Annotated in this window: 16 protein-coding genes; 12 read left to right on the top strand and 4 right to left on the bottom strand. The window is 49.1% G+C overall.

Annotated elements, in window-relative coordinates:
• Positions 1-63 precede the first annotated feature (63 nt).
• Positions 64-2136 (top strand): putative bifunctional diguanylate cyclase/phosphodiesterase, encoded by a 2073-nt coding sequence (locus tag ACXAH4_RS13330; RefSeq protein ID WP_474843308.1) that lies wholly within the window; start codon positions 64-66, stop codon positions 2134-2136.
• A gap of 2 nt (positions 2137-2138) precedes the next feature.
• On the opposite strand, the gene ACXAH4_RS13325 is transcribed toward ACXAH4_RS13330, so the two are convergent.
• Together ACXAH4_RS13325 and ACXAH4_RS13320 are read right to left on the bottom strand one after the other, a co-directional pair.
• The gene (locus ACXAH4_RS13325) at positions 2139-3068 is read right to left on the bottom strand and encodes a MaoC family dehydratase (RefSeq protein ID WP_474843306.1); all 930 of its coding nucleotides are present in this window, start codon (positions 3066-3068) and stop codon (positions 2139-2141) included.
• Positions 3069-3161: 93 nt separating this feature from the next.
• Complete coding sequence (locus ACXAH4_RS13320) at positions 3162-3818, bottom strand: 4'-phosphopantetheinyl transferase family protein (RefSeq protein WP_474882225.1); 657 nt, start codon at positions 3816-3818, stop codon at positions 3162-3164.
• 192 nt (positions 3819-4010) lie between these two features.
• On the opposite strand from ACXAH4_RS13320, the gene ACXAH4_RS13315 reads away from it, so the two are divergent.
• The 10 genes from ACXAH4_RS13315 to ACXAH4_RS13270 all read left to right on the top strand — a co-directional run bounded on the left by ACXAH4_RS13315 (position 4011) and on the right by ACXAH4_RS13270 (position 12328).
• The gene (locus ACXAH4_RS13315) at positions 4011-4274 is read left to right on the top strand and encodes a phosphopantetheine-binding protein (RefSeq protein ID WP_119502389.1); all 264 of its coding nucleotides are present in this window, start codon (positions 4011-4013) and stop codon (positions 4272-4274) included.
• Positions 4275-4336: 62 nt separating this feature from the next.
• Entirely contained in the window at positions 4337-5515 is a 1179-nt protein-coding gene (locus ACXAH4_RS13310) for a beta-ketoacyl-ACP synthase (RefSeq protein WP_474882224.1), read from the top strand.
• A 1-nt stretch (position 5516) separates the two neighbouring features.
• On the top strand, positions 5517-6326 hold the full coding sequence (locus tag ACXAH4_RS13305) for a beta-ketoacyl synthase chain length factor (RefSeq protein ID WP_474882223.1): 810 nt from the start codon (positions 5517-5519) through the stop codon (positions 6324-6326).
• Between the two features lie 12 nt (positions 6327-6338).
• Positions 6339-7901, top strand: coding sequence for an NAD(P)/FAD-dependent oxidoreductase (locus ACXAH4_RS13300; RefSeq protein ID WP_474882221.1), 1563 nt, complete (start codon positions 6339-6341; stop codon positions 7899-7901).
• Complete coding sequence (locus tag ACXAH4_RS13295; RefSeq protein ID WP_474882220.1) at positions 7898-8491, top strand: COG4648 family protein; 594 nt, start codon at positions 7898-7900, stop codon at positions 8489-8491. The genes ACXAH4_RS13300 and ACXAH4_RS13295 overlap by 4 nt, the downstream gene beginning before the upstream one ends.
• On the top strand, positions 8484-8867 hold the full coding sequence (locus tag ACXAH4_RS13290) for an ApeI family dehydratase (protein WP_474847458.1): 384 nt from the start codon (positions 8484-8486) through the stop codon (positions 8865-8867). Before ACXAH4_RS13295 ends, ACXAH4_RS13290 begins: the two co-directional genes overlap by 8 nt.
• A complete protein-coding gene (locus ACXAH4_RS13285) occupies positions 8864-9610 on the top strand; it encodes a glycosyltransferase family 2 protein (RefSeq protein WP_474882218.1) in 747 nt (248 codons plus the stop codon). The genes ACXAH4_RS13290 and ACXAH4_RS13285 overlap by 4 nt, the downstream gene beginning before the upstream one ends.
• A gap of 10 nt (positions 9611-9620) precedes the next feature.
• Positions 9621-10622 (top strand): LpxL/LpxP family acyltransferase, encoded by a 1002-nt coding sequence (locus ACXAH4_RS13280; protein ID WP_474882216.1) that lies wholly within the window; start codon positions 9621-9623, stop codon positions 10620-10622.
• Positions 10622-11077 (top strand): hotdog family protein, encoded by a 456-nt coding sequence (locus tag ACXAH4_RS13275; RefSeq protein ID WP_474843288.1) that lies wholly within the window; start codon positions 10622-10624, stop codon positions 11075-11077. Before ACXAH4_RS13280 ends, ACXAH4_RS13275 begins: the two co-directional genes overlap by 1 nt.
• 15 nt (positions 11078-11092) lie before the next feature.
• Entirely contained in the window at positions 11093-12328 is a 1236-nt protein-coding gene (locus tag ACXAH4_RS13270) for a beta-ketoacyl-ACP synthase (protein ID WP_474847464.1), read from the top strand.
• 97 nt (positions 12329-12425) lie between these two features.
• On the opposite strand, the gene ACXAH4_RS13265 is transcribed toward ACXAH4_RS13270, so the two are convergent.
• Together ACXAH4_RS13265 and ACXAH4_RS13260 are read right to left on the bottom strand one after the other, a co-directional pair.
• Entirely contained in the window at positions 12426-13793 is a 1368-nt protein-coding gene (locus ACXAH4_RS13265; RefSeq protein WP_474882214.1) for an AMP-binding protein, read from the bottom strand.
• Between the two features lie 186 nt (positions 13794-13979).
• A complete protein-coding gene (locus ACXAH4_RS13260; RefSeq protein ID WP_474882213.1) occupies positions 13980-16121 on the bottom strand; it encodes a TonB-dependent siderophore receptor in 2142 nt (713 codons plus the stop codon).
• A gap of 334 nt (positions 16122-16455) precedes the next feature.
• On the opposite strand from ACXAH4_RS13260, the gene ACXAH4_RS13255 reads away from it, so the two are divergent.
• Entirely contained in the window at positions 16456-18000 is a 1545-nt protein-coding gene (locus tag ACXAH4_RS13255) for an alpha/beta hydrolase-fold protein (protein WP_474882211.1), read from the top strand.
• The last annotated feature ends 26 nt before the right edge of the window (positions 18001-18026 follow it).

The following is an 18026-nucleotide window of genomic DNA, read 5'->3' as shown; positions in this document are numbered from 1 at the left end:
TCTAATTTCCGGTGTTGTGTTCACCGGACAACTGACCTGCCGGTTTATAAAAAAGGAACGAACATGGATGCACAATATCACCCCGGACTTGTTGCGCTCTCACTTGGTGTCGCATTCATTGCTTCCCTGACTGCACTGGATATGGCGGGACGCCTGCGTGCGACCAAAGGCATCGCCTCACATTTATGGCTGACCGGTGGTGCGTTTTCTATGGGCGTCGGGATCTGGTCCATGCATTTTATCGGCATGCTGGCAATGGATATGTCCACCCGGGTGATGTACGACATTCCTCTGACCCTGGTATCTTTTCTGGCAGCCATTCTCACTTCCGGCCTGGCGCTGGCGGTGGTTCGTAACGGTAGCCCGACAGCCGGAAGGCTGGCGGTTGGAGCTCTGCTGATGGGAGCCGGCGTGTGCATCATGCATTATGTGGGAATGGAAGCCATGCAAATGCACGGTGAACTGAGTTATGACCCGCTTATTTTTGCCTGCTCGGTGCTGATAGCTGTAGGCGCGTCCGCTGCTGCACTCTGGTTAGTGTTCAGCCTGAACCCGGTCGCTAATCAACGTCCTTCCTTCTGGTTTCGGGTAGCTGCCGGTATGGTAATGGCAGTGGGGATTGCCGGTATGCACTACACCGGTATGGCGGCAACCATTTATCCTGAAGGCATGCATATGATGCCGGTGGATGGCTTGTCTCCCGGCAGACTGGCTGTGTCAGTGGCCTCGGTATCGGTGAGCATTATGCTGAGTGCTCTGCTGCTGTCTATCTACGATACTCACCTGACATCGAAAAACGCTCAACTGGCGGCGTCGCTGAGTGATGCAAACCGTGAACTGAAAAGCATGGTCTACCGTGATTCGCTGACTACGCTCCCTAACCGGTTGCACTTCGAAGAAAAAATCGAGGAATTACTGCAACAGGGCAGTGATTCCTTCAGTGTGTTTTTCGTCGACCTGGACCATTTCAAGAATGTGAATGACTCGCTGGGCCATCATGTGGGTGACTTATTGATCAGGCAATCGGCAGACAGATTACGGGCAGCGGTCAGGGAAACGGATCTGGTTGCCAGGGTTGGCGGCGACGAATTTATGGTGCTCATCCAGGGCAATCCTTCCCGTAAAGTGGCGGAAAGTCTGGCGTTTCGCATTGTTGAGTCTCTGCAGCAACCATTTCAGATTGAAGACATGCTGGTTCACGTATCCAGCAGTGTGGGCGTGAGCATGTATCCTGATCACGCTGCGCAGAAACATGAACTGATGGTTTACGCCGATGCTGCCATGTATGCGGCGAAAAAGTCCGGCAGAAACAATTATGTGTTTTATCAGGAAAATATGACCAGCGGCACAGAGCGCCGGAGCAAAATGGATGAACGTCTCAGACTGGCTCTATTAAACGACGGCCTGAGTCTGGCGTACCAGCCTAAAGTGGAGGTGAGCTCAGGCAAAGTCACCGGTGTGGAAGCTCTGGTCCGCTGGCAGGATGACGTACTGGGAACGGTTACGCCGGATGAACTGATTCCGTTTGCTGAAGATTCGAATCTCATTTTGCCATTGGGTGAGTGGGTGCTCAGAAAAGCGTGTCAGTTTTCAGCAAACTGGGAAAAGGAGTTTGGTGTGGCGCTGCCTATTGCAGTGAATATTTCAGCGCTGCAACTGAGTCACAGAGGATTTGTGGAATCAGTAAAATTAATTTTAGAGGAAACCGGTCTGGCTGCGAACCGTCTTGAACTTGAGCTCACGGAGAGCACGCTGGTGAAGGATCCCAAATATGCGCAGGGCGTTATGTCGGCCTTACGGGAGGCCGGGGTGTCGTTATCCATTGATGACTTCGGAACAGGTTATTCCAATCTGGCCCAGCTTCGCCGGTTCCCTATCGACCGCCTGAAGATTGATAAGAGCTTTATGTCGGAAGCGGTATTTAATGATCAGGACGCGGCTATTGTAAAATCGGTCATTGCGCTGGCAAAAATACTGAACCTGAAAGTAACCACCGAAGGTATTGAAACCGAGGAACAGCTGGAGTTTATCCGTTCACTGAACGGGCAGGAATATCAGGGCTATTATTACAGCAAAGCTCTGCCGGCAGACGAACTCAAAACCTTACTACTTAAAAAACTGGCGCAGGCCAGTTAGTTTCACGGGTTAGCCGGTATATGTTGTAAAGGTGCGCCGATGCGTCCGCACAGCACTACCTGCTTCCTGCGGACTGCCTGCTTGTCACGCAGTTCGAAAGACACTTCAGACACTTTACTGCCTTCGATACTTTCTTCCCCGTTGCTGCTAAGCCGCATTTCAGACGGCAACGGCACGGGATACCTGAACGCATTGGTAACAGAAAAAGCATGCTGCCCTGTGACTGTCGCATCGCTCAGCGTCGAGATGCATCGTGCAAGTACATGAGTGCCATGGGCAATGGCGTGTTTGAAGCCAAACAGCCTGGCACACCAGCGGTAAAGATGAATAGGGTTATAGTCGCCGCTGATACGGGCGTACCGGCGTCCTGCAGCGGCGTCAAAGTTCATTACAGAAGTGACTGCAAAGGTTTTTTCAGACCCGGAGACATCTGCGCCGTCACTTTCCCCGGTCTGTTTCAGCATGCCGGAAGCGCCCCGGTATAAATACGTACTGGTAATTTGCTGACGCACAATATCCTGTTGGCTCACTGTCAGCATAACGTCAACGGCAATGCCCCGCGGATGAAGTCGTACATCACTGAAGTGACAAGTTATCGCCATGTCTTCTGCTTTCAGCGGCAACAGTTGATTGATGGTATTTTCTGTATGCACCAGCCCCATCAGCGGAAAAGGCGACGCGTTAGCGGTAAGAACGTCGATGTGCAGTGACAACCCCAAAAAGAGAGGAAAGCAGGGATGCAGGGTGTCGTATTGCCAGTGATGAAGGCGGTTAAAAACCCTGGATGCACGGATGACCCGCCGGGCAGGAAAATGCTGAGTGCGACGGATGTCTGGCAATCCGGGTGAACGCTGCTCCGTAATACACCGGTCCAACATAGGCTTGTCGGCTTTTTTGAAGGCCGCTTTCAGAGCCTGTTTAATATGCTGCACTGCGAACTCCTTTATCAACAGTGTTTTTCTTTACGCGGCGCTACGTTAACGCAATTTTACCGCTGTAGCACGGGATAATCACAGGCAGGCGGATTAATCAAAGACCAGGCGTTGCCGTTTAACCGTGATATCCCTTTCATTTATTTTTTCAACGGCAAGGGCCATGCTGTAATCCTGCCTGTAAAGCTCACAACTGAAAAGCCAGTGCCGGCCGCTGATTTGAGAACCAGCAGTTGTAACTACCTCAGGCTGTAAAGAATCAATGCCGGAAAAGTAAAAGCTGTCTCCGGCAATGGCCATACCTTTCCCCTCAGCTTTGATGAAAGCTTCCTTCAAGGACCAGAGTGTATAGAAGCGATGCATTATGTCTGCATTGCCCTTTGCCGCAGAGATTACATCACGTTCAGACGGGTGAAAGTAAAAATCCGCCAGCTCATTAAAATTGCGGGCGCTGTTCATCCGTTCAATGTCGACGCCGCAATCACGTCCACGGGTCATAGCAATTAAAATCATGTCACCGGAATGGGAGAGGTTAAAGTGCAGATTTTCCGGGTTTGTTGTGAGAAACGGTTTGCCATGGTCGTTGACAGTGAATTGCATGCCGGCCGGATCGCCGGCTTTCTGTAATCCGGCCAGAATGAGCCTGAGCGCACCGCGTGCTGCCAGAAAGCGGTGCTGGCTTTCCTGCTTGCGAAAACCTGCCATACGAAGCTTTTCATCTTCAGACAAATACGACTGCAACTGAGACATGACATTTTTTTCATGTGTATCAGCAACATCAACGAGCCAGAGGTGTACCTCCTGATCACTGATGAATTTTGCCGGTTTTGAAGGAGTAAAATCGGAAAACATGCCGGTTTGCAGAAATAGTTTTTATTGTAACATTAGTTTAAACTAGCGCCCTTTCAGAGAGAAGCGTACATAGTAAGGACAGTATCAACTATGGCTACACAAACAGAATCCGAATTAAAAATGGCTCAGCTTTTGGTTGAAGCACTCAACCTTGAAGACATGGAAGCGGAAGAAATTGATCCGGAAGATCAATTATTCGGTGACGGTCTGGGACTCGATTCTATTGATGCGCTGGAAATTTCATTAGCGATATCAAAAGAATACGGCGTGCAAATTAAAGCTGAAGACGAAGGTACACGCGAAGCGTTCGAGACCTTACGAAGCTTAACCGCATTTGTTGAAAAGAATAAATAAAATCGGGCGGTTACCCTCGGATCGGCGGTAAATAAAGCTATTTGAGGGTTATCTTTGACGACATGAAAATAGATATTATCGATTACGAATCCTGTTCGGCAGCCGGGGTTAATCTCAGCGCCTTACGGACTTCGCTCAAACAGCATAAAAGCGGCCTGATTAAGAACAACCTGCCTGGTTCAGATTTAGACACCTGGATTGGCGTCGTTGAGCAAATCAACGGGGTGGATGACCTCGGTCAATGGCAAAGCCGGAACAATGCCCTTGCTGCATTAGGTTATGAACAGGGCACGATTCGCCATACGGTTTCAGCGTTAATCAACAAATACGGCGCTGCCCGAATTGGTTTGGTCATGGGCTCAAGTACGTCCAGTATCGACCGTACTGAAGAAGCCTACACCAAACTCAACAGCGACAATGGGTTAACCGAAGCTTTCAAACAGCCGTTTGTGCATAATCCTCATGCACCTGCCTTATTTGCCGCTCACCTTTCCGGCATTAAAGGCCCGTCACTCACGATTAACACCGCCTGCTCTTCTTCCGCCAAAGTGTTTGCCACAGGCGCCCGCTGGCTGGAAACCGGCATTGTTGATGCGGTGCTGGTAGGCGGCGTGGATACGTTGTGTCTGAGTGTGCTGCATGGTTTTAATTCGCTGCAGTTGCTGTCGCCAAACCCGTGTAAGCCGTTCGATCAGCACAGGGACGGGATTAACCTGGGTGAAGCATCCGGTTTTGCCGTACTCCAGCGCGCGGGTGAAAATGACAACGGCAAAGGCATTACACTGGCCGGTTACGGTGAAAGCTCAGATGCACACCATATGTCGCACCCGCATCCTGATGGATTAGGCGCCAGATTGTCGATGACACAGGCGCTGAAACGGGCTGCATTGTCTCCTGAGTCGGTGGATTATATTAACCTTCACGGCACGTCCAGCCGGGCTAACGATTTGATTGAAGGAAAGCTGATTTCCGAATTGTTCCCTGCGTCTGTACGTTGTTCATCGACCAAAGCCTGGATGGGACATACCCTGGGCGCAGCCGGTATTACAGAAGCCATTATTGCCATGGACACCTTGCACACCAACGTGATCCCGGGCTCAAAGAACCTGGAAACGCTGGATGAAGCACTGGATTTCTCCATTAAAGCGTCAGACGAAGAGAAAGTGTGTCAGCACGTGATGACCAATTCATTCGGCTTCGGTGGTAATAACTGTACACTTTTGTTTAGCAGGGCAGAGTAATATGCAGACAAAAGCATTGAAATGTAAAATTGCAGGCACCGGTGCCTGGGGCAGCTACTTTGAAAACTGGTCTGCACTTCAAGCGTTGCTCGGTGGCGCAGACTTACCAGAAACAAAGCTGAAAAGCCCGAAACCCGGTATTATTCCCGCCAATGAAAGACGCCGTGCCCCGTTGCCGGTTAAGTTGGCGGTTGAGAGTTCATGGCAGGCGACGCAAGATTCCGGTGTTGAGCCCGATACCCTTACTTGCGTGTTTGTTTCTGGTCTGGGCGATACCGACCTTACCGACTACATGTGCAAAACGCTGGCGTCTGAGCATAAAGAGCTGTCGCCGACCAAGTTCCATAACTCGGTACACAACGCGCCGGCCGGCTACTGGACCATCAGTACGGGTACCATGAGCGCGGCCAATTCTGTTGCCGGATATGAAGAATCGGTGTCGTTAACCATTCTTGAGGCCATGATTCAGTGCGAAACTGAAAATGTGCCCATGCTGCTCACGTTTTATGATGCGCCGGTGGCAGATATTCTGAAGCCCGTGTTGCCAAATCAGGAAACCTTTGCGTTTTCACTGGTGATTTATCCGCACGATGCCGACGTGGAAGGCCAGGTGCTTACGGCAACGGTAAATCAGCAGGAAGAAGCAAGCTGGCCGGAGCTCAACGCCGGCAGTACGTATCTCACAGAGATGTACGCCCAAAATCCGGCGGCAAAGGTATTGTGTGTTGCTGAGCTGTTGAATCAACCTGACGGGAAGATCACGATTCCGCTAAGCAGCGGAACCAGTCTCACTTTAGCTTGTGAAGGGTAAATGATGGATCAGATGAATACGGATATTATCATCGCCGGTGGCGGGCTGGCAGGCATGAGCCTGGCGCTGCAACTGCTTAACCGCGACGACACTTACGCCATAACCATAATTGAGAAAAACACCTTTCCGGTACACGACACCACGGCAAAAGTGGGGGAGTCTACAGTTGAAATTGGTGCGCACTACTTTACAGATGTACTTGGCCTGAAAGACCATTTCAAGGAAAAGCATCTGCGTAAGTACGGCCTCAGGCTGTTCTTCGGCAAAGTGCAAAACGACTACAGCGATTATGATGAACTGGGCGTCAGCGAGCTTTTCGGCATTCCGGCTTACCAAATTGAACGTGGCACGCTGGAAAACTACCTCTACACCATGCTGAAAGAAAAAGGCGTGGTATTTCTTGATGGCGCAGTACCCGAAGACATTGAACTGGGCGATAAAAATCACACTGTGGTTTGCCGTCGCGGTGACGAAACGATCACCGTTCAGGGGCGTTGGTTAGTCGACGCAGCGGGCCGTCAGGCGTTGCTACGAAATAAGCTGAACTTGCAGACTGAAACCGGTCATCAGGGCAATGCGGTTTTCTTCCGGATCAATAAACGGGTCATTATCGATGAATGGTCTGATAATGAAGCCTGGCAAAATCGTGTCCTCGAACCGGGTAAACGCTGGTTAAGCACCAATCATCTGATGGGCCCGGGTTACTGGGTGTGGATTATTCCCCTAGCGTCCGGCGCCACCAGCTTTGGTATCGTCATGGACGATAAAGCGCTGGCCGACAGCAAAATCAGCACCTTTGAAGACACCATGGCGTGGCTACAACAAGAACATCCACTTTGCGCAGAGGCCATTGAAGGGGCGGAACTGCTCGACTTTAAAGTCATGCAAGGCTATTCCTACGGCTGCAAGCAAATGTTCTCAGACTCTGGCTGGGCCATGACGGGTGAAGCCGGCGCCTTTGCAGACCCTTTCTATTCACCGGGCAGCGATTTCATCGCGCTGAATAATACCTTTGTTACCCATCTTATCGAGCGTGACAGGAAAGGGCAGGACATTCGTTTTGAAGCGGCCTTGTTCCACAAATTTTACGACTCGTTCTTTGAGAACACCCTGTCAATTTACAAAGATCAGTATGGCGGTTTTGGCGATCGTAAGATGATGTCGATTAAGCTGGTATGGGATTACACCTACTACTGGGGTGTGTTTGCCTTGCTGTTTTTCACCGACGCCATCGGCGATTTAGACACCATGCGTAAAATTACCCCGAACCTGCTGAAAACCCAGAAGCTGAATAAGAAAATGCAGATGTTGCTGGCCGAAAGAGCACAGAAGCGCTTGGTTTTACCCGCCAGAGGCAGCTTTATGGATCAGTTCCTGGTGCCTTGTCTGGGCGAACTTAACGATGTACTGAAAAACCCGGATATTGATGTGGAAATGGCACTGGAGAAGAACATTGCCATTATGCAGAAAATTGTCCCGTACTTTGAAAATATGCTGAGCGACGAAGCCACCACGCAGATTGATGATGAAGAACGGGCGGTGCTGGGAAATTACAGGCAAAGCGTGCTGGCGTGAGTGCATTACCGCGGCAGCGGGGCCCGAAGGATTTAATTCCGCTGCTCTTTGTGCTTGTGTCTGTGGCTTACCCGTTTGTAGTGTGGCTTAACATCGACACGATCGACCCCCGCTGGTTCGGTGCGGTATTACTGTTAGTGGCCATATTCAGGTTGGTGATTGCAGGTAAAAGTCGTAAAACCAGTGACTGGTTGATGACTGCCGTGATTGCGTTATATTGCGCCGGGGTTATATTTCTGAACAGTGAAATACTGCTGAAATGTTACCCTGTGATCATGAGCGCCGGAATGGGCCTGCTGTTCCTGATTTCGTTGCTTGATGAACACACCCTGATTGAGCGCTTCGCCCGGGCGGGTGGACATAATCCGCCGGCACAGGCGAAAGGATATCTCAGGGCGCTGAGCCTGGCGTGGGGGCTGTTGCTGTTACTCAATGCAGCGGTGGCAGCCTGGACAGCCTGGTTCAGCAGTTTAGCTGTATGGACACTCTACAACGGTTTACTGTCCTACCTGATTTTTGCCGTATTTGTGGTTGCTGAATTACTCTTCCGGCGCCACTACAAAAAGAAGCATAAGATTGTTGATGACTGATATACATGCGTTGAAAGCACTGTTTAACGCGCAGGAAGGGCCGGATATTACGGCTGTAAAAATGGATGAAGCGTCTGCTGAGATCACGCTTAAGGTAAGCGAAGATCTTGCCTGGTTCGACGGTCACTTTCCTGATCATAAAGTGCTGCCCGGTGTGGTGCAGATAGACTGGGCGGGAAAGCTGGCAAAAGCGTTGTTTATTCGCGATAGCCGTTTTCATCAACTCACCAACATCAAATTCAAAACCATGGTCATGCCGGGTGCACAGATGCAGCTCACGCTCAGTCACAATGCAGCCAAAGGCAGTGTTTCGTTTCACTTTTCCAACGAAACGGACTCATTCTCCACGGGCAGTTTTAAGTTTTCCGCATCATGAAATATTGCATTATTGTTCCTCATTACAAACACGAAGTGCTGTTTGAAAAGTTTCTGCCGGCGCTGGCATCACTGAATTTACCCTGCATTGTGGTCGATGATGGCAGTGGTGGAGAAAGTGTGGCAAAGGTAGATGCATTACTTAAACCTTACCCGGATTTTCATCTTGTCAGACACCAGACTAACCGTGGTAAAGGTGCTTCGGTGATCACCGGCTGTTATCACGCCAGTGCCATGGGCTTTAGCCACGTGTTGCAACTGGATGCAGACGGCCAGCACAACATCGATGATGCGCAAAAACTGCTGGATTACAGTCGCTCACACCCGGATTCTTTTATTTCCGGTCAGCCTTATTTTGATGAAACCGCGCCGTTCGCCAGAAAATACGGCCGCAAAATTACCGATTTCTGGGTAGCGCTTGAAACATTGTCTTTGCAAATTAAAGACGGCCTGTGCGGCTTCAGGGTGTATCCCATCAAACAAATTGAGCGGGTTTTCGATAATTACTACCTTGGCCCGCGCATGGATTTCGACCCGGAACTGCTGGTGAAAGCAGTATGGGCAGGTATCGATTTGCACTTCATTCCTACCAAGGTGATTTATCACGAAAACACCGTATCCCATTTTCATTATCTGAAAGATAACCTCATGCTGATCCGCCTGCATGTACGGTTGATGTTTGGCATGCTTATTCGCTTGCCAAAACTGATAGTCACCCGCGTTCGTGCCTTGTTGGGTAAGTAAAGAGGAAGCGATGACTACGTCAGATAAAACTTCAGAACCGCAGGCGCACTGGTCACAAACCCGTGAAGCCGGCACCATGGCAGCCATGCGACTGGTGTTTTTTATTTACCGGCTGTGCGGCCGCAAAGTGTTTTCGGTCATCATGTATCCGGTGGCGCTGTATTTTGTGCTGTGCCGCAAAGAGCAGCGTGAGGCATCGCTGCAATACCTGACCGCTCATTACCGGTTTAAGCCTGAGATCTGGCAAAGTAAGCCGGGTTACCGTCATGTGCTGCTGCATTTCAAAACCTTTGCTGAAGTGATTCTGGATAAGATGCTGGGCTGGCTGGATGAAATCTCGGAAAAAGACTTTGTACTCAGCTCGCCGGAGAATATCGAAGCCCTGCACAACGATGACAGAGGGCAGCTTATTATAGGCTCTCATTTCGGTAATCTGGAATTTTGCCGGGGCTTTATGCACCGTTACCGCAGCAAGGTCATCAACATATTGGTTTACGACAAGCACGCCGGCAACTTCGTTAAAATGATGCAGGACGAAAATAACGAATCCCGTCTTAATGTCTTTCAGGTTGATGAGTTTGATGTCACCACCATCATGATGCTGAAGGAAAAAATTGATGCCGGCGAGTGGGTGTTCATTGCTGGTGATCGTGTGCCACTGAGTGGTCTGGAACGCACCGTTAATGTTCAGTTTCTGGGTGAACATGCGCCACTGCCCATCGGCCCCTACATGCTGGCAAAAGCGCTGGCGTGTCCGGTAAAGCTGATGTTTGCTTATCGCTGCGAAGCGTCAGACAACAAGGTGTTGTTTGATGTGGCACCGTTATGTGACAAATTGCAAATCAACCGCAAGACCCGCCAGCAGGACTTACAGCATTATGCGCAACAGTTTGCCTCGAAACTGGAAGAGCATTGCCTGAACGCACCGTATCAATGGTTTAATTTTTATGATTTCTGGCAGCCCGGCGACACCACGTCATTAACAGCGGTTACCACAGAGGAAAGGAAATAATGTCGCAGGAAACCCGTTTCGACAGCCGGTTGTTTGAGTTAATTCCTCACCGTCCGCCCATGTTACTGATTAACGAAGTACTGGATGTCACCGAAACCTCATCGGCATCGCGCACGTACGTAGATGACGAAAGTCCGTTTTTTGAGGCCGGTAAGGGCGTACCAGCCTGGATTGGTCTGGAATACATGGGCCAGACTGCCGCACTCATTGCCGGTCATCAGCTCGCGCTGGGAAAAGTGTCGCCGCATCTGGGGTTTCTGCTCGGGACGCGCTCATTTAAAGCTCATTGTGATTACTTTGCACCGGGTAAGTACACGGTGCGCTGTGAAGAAAAAGCATTGGTGGGCGACGGGCTTGCAACGTTCGATTGCTTCATTGAAAATGAGCCGCAAGACGGCAGCGAAGTGCAGTGCCTGGCTACGGCGAGTTTGTCGGTATTCCGCCGGCCTGTTTAAAGAAAAGGATGTAGTTTGAATAACAATAATGACAGACGGGTTGTGATTACCGGAGCCGGTGTAGTGTCTGCGCTGGGTGATGACTGGTCGCAGGTAAAATCTGCGCTTCAGTCGATGAAGTCAGCAGTATGCTATATGGAAGACTGGAAAAAGTATGACGGTCTTGGCACCTATCTGGCTGCCCCCATTCACGACTTTGCTTTGCCTGATCACTATACCAAAAAGAAAAAGCGTAGCATGGGCCGTGTTGCCCAAATGGGTGTGCTGGCGACTGAGCGGGCGCTGGCTGATGCCGGCCTGACAGATGAGCCGGTGATCCGCTCTTCTGCGACCGGGGTGGCTTATGGTTCCGCCACAGGCAGCAGTGAAGCGGCACTGGAGTTTGCGCCTATGCTGGAGAACTTTTCGACTTCCCGCATTAACAGCAGCACCTATCTGCGCATGATGAACCACACCGCGGCTGTGAATATCAGTGTGTATTTTGGTACTCAGGGCCGCATGTACACCACTTCGAGTGCCTGTACCGCGGGTAGCCAGGCCATTGGCTATGCGTATGAAGCCATTAAGTTTGGTCAGCAAGATGTGATGATTGCCGGTGGCGCAGAGGAATTGTGTCCTTCCCAGGCAGCGGTATTTGATACCTTGTTCGCGGCCAGCACCAAAAATGATACCCCGGAAGCCACGCCCCGGCCTTACGATCGCGACCGTGACGGCCTGGTACTGGGTGAGGGCGCGTGTACGCTTATTCTTGAATCCTACGAACATGCTAAAGCCCGTGGCGCGAACATTCTGGCAGAAGTTACGGGTTACGCCACCAATACCGACGGCGCTTATCTGGTTAAACCTAATCCGGAAACGGTGCAACGAGTTATGGCCTCAGCCATGAAAGATGCCGGTGTAACCGCTGATGACATTGGTTATGTATCCGCACATGGCACGGCAACGCAGCACGGTGATATTGTCGAAAGTAATGCGACCTATCAGGTTGTGGGCGGTAAGCCAATCAGTTCGCTGAAAAGCTATACCGGCCATACGCTGGGCGCTTGCGGCTCATTTGAAGTGTGGGCGACCGTTAAAATGATGAAAGAAAACTGGTTTGCACCCACACTGAATCTGGATAACGTTGATCCGGAATGTGCACCGCTGGATTACATTCGCCGGGAATGCCGCGAAATCAAAACCGATTGCTTCATGAGTAACAACCTCGCTTTCGGTGGTATCAATACCTCGTTGATCATAAAGCGGGTTTAAACGCAAAACATTGTCAGCCGGGCCGTGAAAAACAAACAAAAAGGGCGTCACGAATTTATCGTGACGCCCTTTTTTTACTTAACTGCCGGTACTTTGATTATCTTTTCTTTTTCAGTGATGCATGAAGCGCATCAATGTTTTTGCGCAGCAGCTTACCGTTAGGTTCACGGGGCAGGGCATCTACCACGTACACAGGTCGCGGCACAAAAGCACTGTCCAGACGCGCTTGTAAAAAGCGCACCAATTCGGCTTTTTCTACCCCCGGCTTTAGCGACACAATGGCGACAAGGCGGGTAACCGGTCCGGCTGATTCAGGATGAATCACAATACCATCTTCCAGGCCTTTAAACGTCAGCAGCGTTTGATTAATGGTAAACAGTGAACCCCGTTTACCGGCAATCTTTATCAGGTCGCTTGCCCGGCCAGATAACACAAAGTGATTGTCATCTTTAAATTCAATGAAATCCTGCAGTACGGTATCGGAGGGCAAATGTTCAGCGCGCACCGTGGTGCTACCGTCTTCCTGCGCAAAATTAATGCCTTCAAATTTAAACCAGGCTTGCTCTTTGGCAGAACGCCGCACCGCCATCGATCCCACTTCACTACAACCGTAGACTTCTCTTAACGGCGCGTTGAATTTCTGCTCCACTTCGGTGGCCAGTTCTGTGGTAAGCGGGGACGTGGCGCACAGTACGGAATGAGCGCGAACTTCAGACCTCATACCGGCACATAGCGCCCGCAAATGTACGGGAGTGGAAACCAGTTGTTTGGGTTCTGGCAGAGCTGCAAAGATGTCCAGAATGTCCTGCGGGAACAGGGGCTTAGCATCACTCATGCATACTTTGCTGAATAACGGCAGCAAGGCTGAGGTTTCAAAACCCCACATGTGTTGGGCGGGCATGGTAGCCAGTTGGTACAGGGTCTCTTCACAATCAGGGATCATAAAGGTGTAGTTGATCAGGCTGCTGCGATGCAGAGTGCGCCAGTATTTGAGATTAGGCTTTGATTTTCCGGTAGAGCCGGAAGTGAAACTGATGCAGGCCAGAAAATCATCCGCAATGACGGGTACCGAAAAATCGCTGCTGTCAGCCTGCGGGCATTTCACCGACAGGATATTAAATGCAGGGATAGTGGCACTGATTTCGCTCCCGTCGTGAATGATAAAACAATCCCCGTAGTCCCCGTTCATCTGCTCCTGGGTGGCGATATTTTTATCCGGCGGTAACAAGGTTGTCGCGCCCCGTAAAACAGCGGCACACAGCCCCACCAGAAACAGGTAACGGTTTTCACACAGGTTAATCACGTAACCCTGACAGGTCAGAGCCTCTGCGACCTGCTTCACATGAGAAAGAAAGCGGGAGGCAGTAACCGGCCCGGTATTGAGATCTGCTGCACCGACAGGCCGGGTCAGATAAGCAATTGCGTCTTCAGCTTCACGGGTAAAAAGGGGAAAAGTATCAGGCATGAAAGAACTATTTACTGGTGTTCACGAATGGTAACAGCCATGGTAAACGGTGAGTCCATTCGCTTTATTTTCAATTTTCGCTAGTTTAAACTACCGCCAGATTAAAAACTAATTTTGTGTCATGGAATGATTGCGGGATAGACGTCCATGTCAATCCCACCCGTTTTTCAAATAAATCGTTCTGTATCAAAAATCCACGTTGACATTGAGTGATAATGTTCGCGGTGCGCCGATACGAATCCCCTCACTGGTACTCCCTGTACTCGCCCAGTATTCTTTATCGGTCAGGTTTTTAATTGCGGCTCTGAATACCACATTCTTACCTGATAATGTCGTTTCATAGCTGGCGTTAACGTCAATGAGTATATAGCTATCAAGCTCAAGCTCATTGGCTGAATCGATAAACGTTTTGTCGTAGTATCTCACGGCAATATCACTTGCTAACCCCGGAATCGCACTAAAAGAATAATTTGCTCCGACGCTAAATTGCTGTTCAGGAGAACCAGCCACCTGGTTTCCTTCTATTGTACTTCCTGATTCCATGCTGTCGTAACTGGCATCCAGCAGGAGTAAGTTAGCATACAATCCTGTATTGTCGTTGACGTTAGCCAATGCATTGAATTCAAAACCCTGATATAAGGTTACGCCATCTTGCGTTAAATAATTGTCGGCCGTCGCAATGTTTGCTACCCGCTCAATGCGAAACAATGCCGATGTAAGGCTATAATCTTCCCGCTCTAATTTAGCGCCAATTTCATATTGCTTGCTGATGGTTGCATCCAGCACTTCGCCCACATTTTCATAAGTGTCACCTACAGTTTGCCCTTCCTCTAATGATTCGACATAACTGGCATATATGCTGGTGTCATCAACCGGGTTATAGATCAACGCTATGGTGGGGGTCGTTGCCTCGCTGTCTCTTTCAGTACCCTCAAACCATGCGTAAACGTCCGTGTTCAGGTCACCATAATTGTATTTGCTGTATCTCAAGCCAGCTAATAAACGCCATTGTTCCGAAAAAGCAATAGCGTCACTGAGAAAATAGGACGTTTGGTCATAAGCCCATAGTTTATTGAGGTCTTTCACGAGGGATTTGGTGTAATCAATATCGACCTGGTTGAATAAATTGTTGTATTCATCAAGCACGACAGTGATCCGGTTCGGGTCATTGCGATAAATCTCTTCTTTTTGATACGAAGCGCCTAAAACTATTTCGTGTTTTAAGTTGCCGGTGTCGAAACTGCCTTCAAAAAAGCCATTAACCTGATCAAACTTAATATCAAGAGCTTGCTCATAAACCATGATTTTATAGTCAAAGTCATTATTAGCCACGTAGGGTACGGATTTCATCCACCATGTATTGTTTTCAGTGCGACTATATTCAACTTGTGCTTTCCATTCATCATTGAACTGATAGGCCAGCGTTGATTGAAACACAAGAAAATCACTGTCATCAAAAGAATCATCCAGCGCCAGATTAGTGCTACCGTCTACTGTATCAGGAATACTGGTGACAGCTTCGTCCATTCGCCATTCAGTGTAGTAGAGCAAACTGCTCATATTTTCACTGTCCCTGGAATCGGAAATAAAGTCGAACGTCCAGTAAAGGCTATCCGTTAATTGTGCATCCAGTGCCACTGAAATGGTATTTCGTTCCATAGTGCCGCCGTCAATATGGGTATCCCCTTCTTTGTGGACCAGGTTAACCCTAGCGCCGAACTGGCCGTGGTCACCAAAGCGCTTACCTGCGTCAAGGTGTAAACTGTAGATACTATCACTGGCATAGCCCAGGCTGGCTGAAAGCAAATCGCTCGTTGGTTTTTTGGTGGTGTAATTCACGATCCCACCTGGTGCAGCAAAGCCGTACATGAAACCAGTTGCCCCCTTTAAAAGAGCCACCTGACTGAAAACCTCATAGGGTAATTCGCTATTGAAAGCATTCAGTGACTGACCATTTAATTTGTAGTTATTTTCGTAGTTGAGATCCAGCCCGCGTACGCTCATGGTCTCTCCCCAGCTTGAGTAGCTGTCGGCTCTCACATTTACTGATGCTTCGTGGGCAAATAGATCTTCGAGACTGTTTACCTGGCGCGCGGCGAGCTCGTCTTCTGTAATCGTCGCGATTGAAAAAGGGGTGTCGATAATAGCCATTGAACCTAATGCGCCACCATTAGAATTTAACTTCAGTGCTGAGGTTTTTGTACCGTAAACAGTGATGTTTTCAATTTTTTCCTTGCTTTCTTCAGCTTGCACAAGAGGGATGAAAAGGGTGGAAGTTAAGGTCGCTAACAGGAGTTTCTTAGCGCCTGAAGGAGTTTGAGTGTTCATTAATTCTCCATTTTTAATTATAGCGGAAACAATCCATTTAATCTTAAATGATAATGATAACTGTTATCAATAACTTGTCAGGAGAATTTATGTCTCTTTACATTCATATTTAAGTAGTCACGCAAACCACTCTTTCTTGTACGGTTAATCTAAATAAATCGGGGGAGGTTCAGCAGTATTCTGCTGCAATAAGGGGAGTGTGGGATAAAAATCCCCTTGTAAGAAAAATGCCTGGGTTAAATTTAGTATTGATAAGCATTATCATTTACATTTTGGTTCATCTGGATAATATATCAAGCTTTCGTCTGGTCATGCCTTAAAGAGGGAGCAGGGAATGCGTCTACGTATTTACCTAATTATTGCATCATTATCTTACGCCTTTCATTCATTCGCCCTGACTCAGAATCAACCTCTCCACCATAGTGCAGGTAATACCCTCACTATCCATGCTCCGGAGGGGAGTTATGTAAGTGCGGAAATCGTCGCAGGTTATGGAGTCAAAGCCTGGCTGCTCGATGAAAATGGTGAGGCCTGTCGCCAGTTCAGTTTGAGACCGGATAGCCAGTCTCCCGTGCACTTTGTAGCTGCTTACAACAACCCGGTTATCCGGTACTTCGGAGACACGCCTCGTTTTAACATAAAACGAATCGTCTCAATCGAAGAGCAACAAAGCTATAAGCGCCCTCCTCAGAGTAAAATAATGAGTCGTGCAGTAGCCGCGCTTGATGCAGGGGGAGATGTTGATCAAGTTTGGGCGGGTTTAATTGAAAATGGTACGCCGCTCATGGAAGCAGTGGGCGATAACGTTTTACTGACATTTATCTATCGCGGAGCTAAACAAAACGTTTTGTTGTTTGGCGCGCCAGATAACGATCACGGGTGGTTGGACAGACTTTCCTCGTCGGATATCTGGTACAAAAGTTACCTTGTTCCTGAAGACACACGGCTTGCATATCAGCTTGCGCCAGATGTTCCCCAATTTGCAGGTGAACGCTATGAACAACGTGTTGCTTTACTTGCTAAGGTTCAGCGGGACCCCAATAACCCAAATGTGTGGCCTGACGCACAAGACAAATATCAACAAGAATCTACTGTGGAACTGGCAAAAGCACCGCTTCAACCTGGTGTAAAGCAATTTGATTCTCATCTTTCTCCGTCTTATTCATTTGTACTTGATAGTAAACAACTCAATAACCGCCGGAACATAAAGGTATTCCAAATAGGAGATATTCAACAGGACAGTGCCATTCAGTTATTGATATTCGATGGTCCCGCATACATTAAAAAAGTGAGTTTGCCGGATATATTAAATAACCTGGTGGCATCAGGTGAGCTACCACCGGTAGAAGCCATTTTTATTGATAACCTTGATGGTCAGACGCGGAGTAATGAACTTCCGGATAACAGAGCATTTACCGGGATGCTGGTACAGGAATTAATACCGTATGTTGAGAAAAAATCCCAACGTCAGTTTATCCCGAAGCAACGGGTACTTGTGGGATCCAGCTATGGCGGGCTTGGGGCAACCAACCATGCACTGCGCCGGTCAGATATATTTGGCAACGTTATTTCAATGAGCGGATCTTATTGGTGGTCAGCCGACAGCGGCCCAATGGCTGCGCAAACGTACTATGTGTCTGAAAATATCATGCGTACTGAGCGCCTTCCCGTTCGCTTTTTTATCAGTGCGGGTTTGTTTGAAGGTGGCCGTAATGGAGAAAAAGGGATCCTTGATGGCAGCCGTCACCTTCGGGATATATTAAAGCTTAAAGGCTATGATGTTTCATACCGGGAATATGCAGGAGGGCATGACTATTTTGTATGGCGGGGTGCGCTAACGGAAGGGTTGATGGCACTTTTCCCTGTTACCCGCAATTAACTTCAGTAACCGGCCCGGTATTGAGA

This window comes from Alteromonas sp. ABV2_168, from assembly GCF_056161165.1.
The sequence above is the reverse complement of the archived record's forward strand: the minus strand, read 5'-3'. Positions and strand labels throughout refer to the sequence as shown.

Excerpts from the sequence above, each read along its gene's own strand:
- ACXAH4_RS13300 (WP_474882221.1), top strand. The coding sequence starts at position 6,339 with ATGAATACGGATATTATCATCGCCGGTGGCGGGCTGGCAGGCATGAGC.
- ACXAH4_RS13255 (WP_474882211.1), top strand. The coding sequence starts at position 16,456 with ATGCGTCTACGTATTTACCTAATTATTGCATCATTATCTTACGCCTTT.
- ACXAH4_RS13330 (WP_474843308.1), top strand. The coding sequence starts at position 64 with ATGGATGCACAATATCACCCCGGACTTGTTGCGCTCTCACTTGGTGTC.
- ACXAH4_RS13315 (WP_119502389.1), top strand. The coding sequence starts at position 4,011 with ATGGCTACACAAACAGAATCCGAATTAAAAATGGCTCAGCTTTTGGTT.
- ACXAH4_RS13305 (WP_474882223.1), top strand. The coding sequence starts at position 5,517 with ATGCAGACAAAAGCATTGAAATGTAAAATTGCAGGCACCGGTGCCTGG.
- ACXAH4_RS13260 (WP_474882213.1), bottom strand. The coding sequence starts at position 16,121 with ATGAACACTCAAACTCCTTCAGGCGCTAAGAAACTCCTGTTAGCGACC.
- ACXAH4_RS13290 (WP_474847458.1), top strand. The coding sequence starts at position 8,484 with ATGACTGATATACATGCGTTGAAAGCACTGTTTAACGCGCAGGAAGGG.
- ACXAH4_RS13310 (WP_474882224.1), top strand. The coding sequence starts at position 4,337 with ATGAAAATAGATATTATCGATTACGAATCCTGTTCGGCAGCCGGGGTT.
- ACXAH4_RS13320 (WP_474882225.1), bottom strand. The coding sequence starts at position 3,818 with ATGTCTCAGTTGCAGTCGTATTTGTCTGAAGATGAAAAGCTTCGTATG.
- ACXAH4_RS13280 (WP_474882216.1), top strand. The coding sequence starts at position 9,621 with ATGACTACGTCAGATAAAACTTCAGAACCGCAGGCGCACTGGTCACAA.
- ACXAH4_RS13285 (WP_474882218.1), top strand. The coding sequence starts at position 8,864 with ATGAAATATTGCATTATTGTTCCTCATTACAAACACGAAGTGCTGTTT.
- ACXAH4_RS13265 (WP_474882214.1), bottom strand. The coding sequence starts at position 13,793 with ATGCCTGATACTTTTCCCCTTTTTACCCGTGAAGCTGAAGACGCAATT.
- ACXAH4_RS13275 (WP_474843288.1), top strand. The coding sequence starts at position 10,622 with ATGTCGCAGGAAACCCGTTTCGACAGCCGGTTGTTTGAGTTAATTCCT.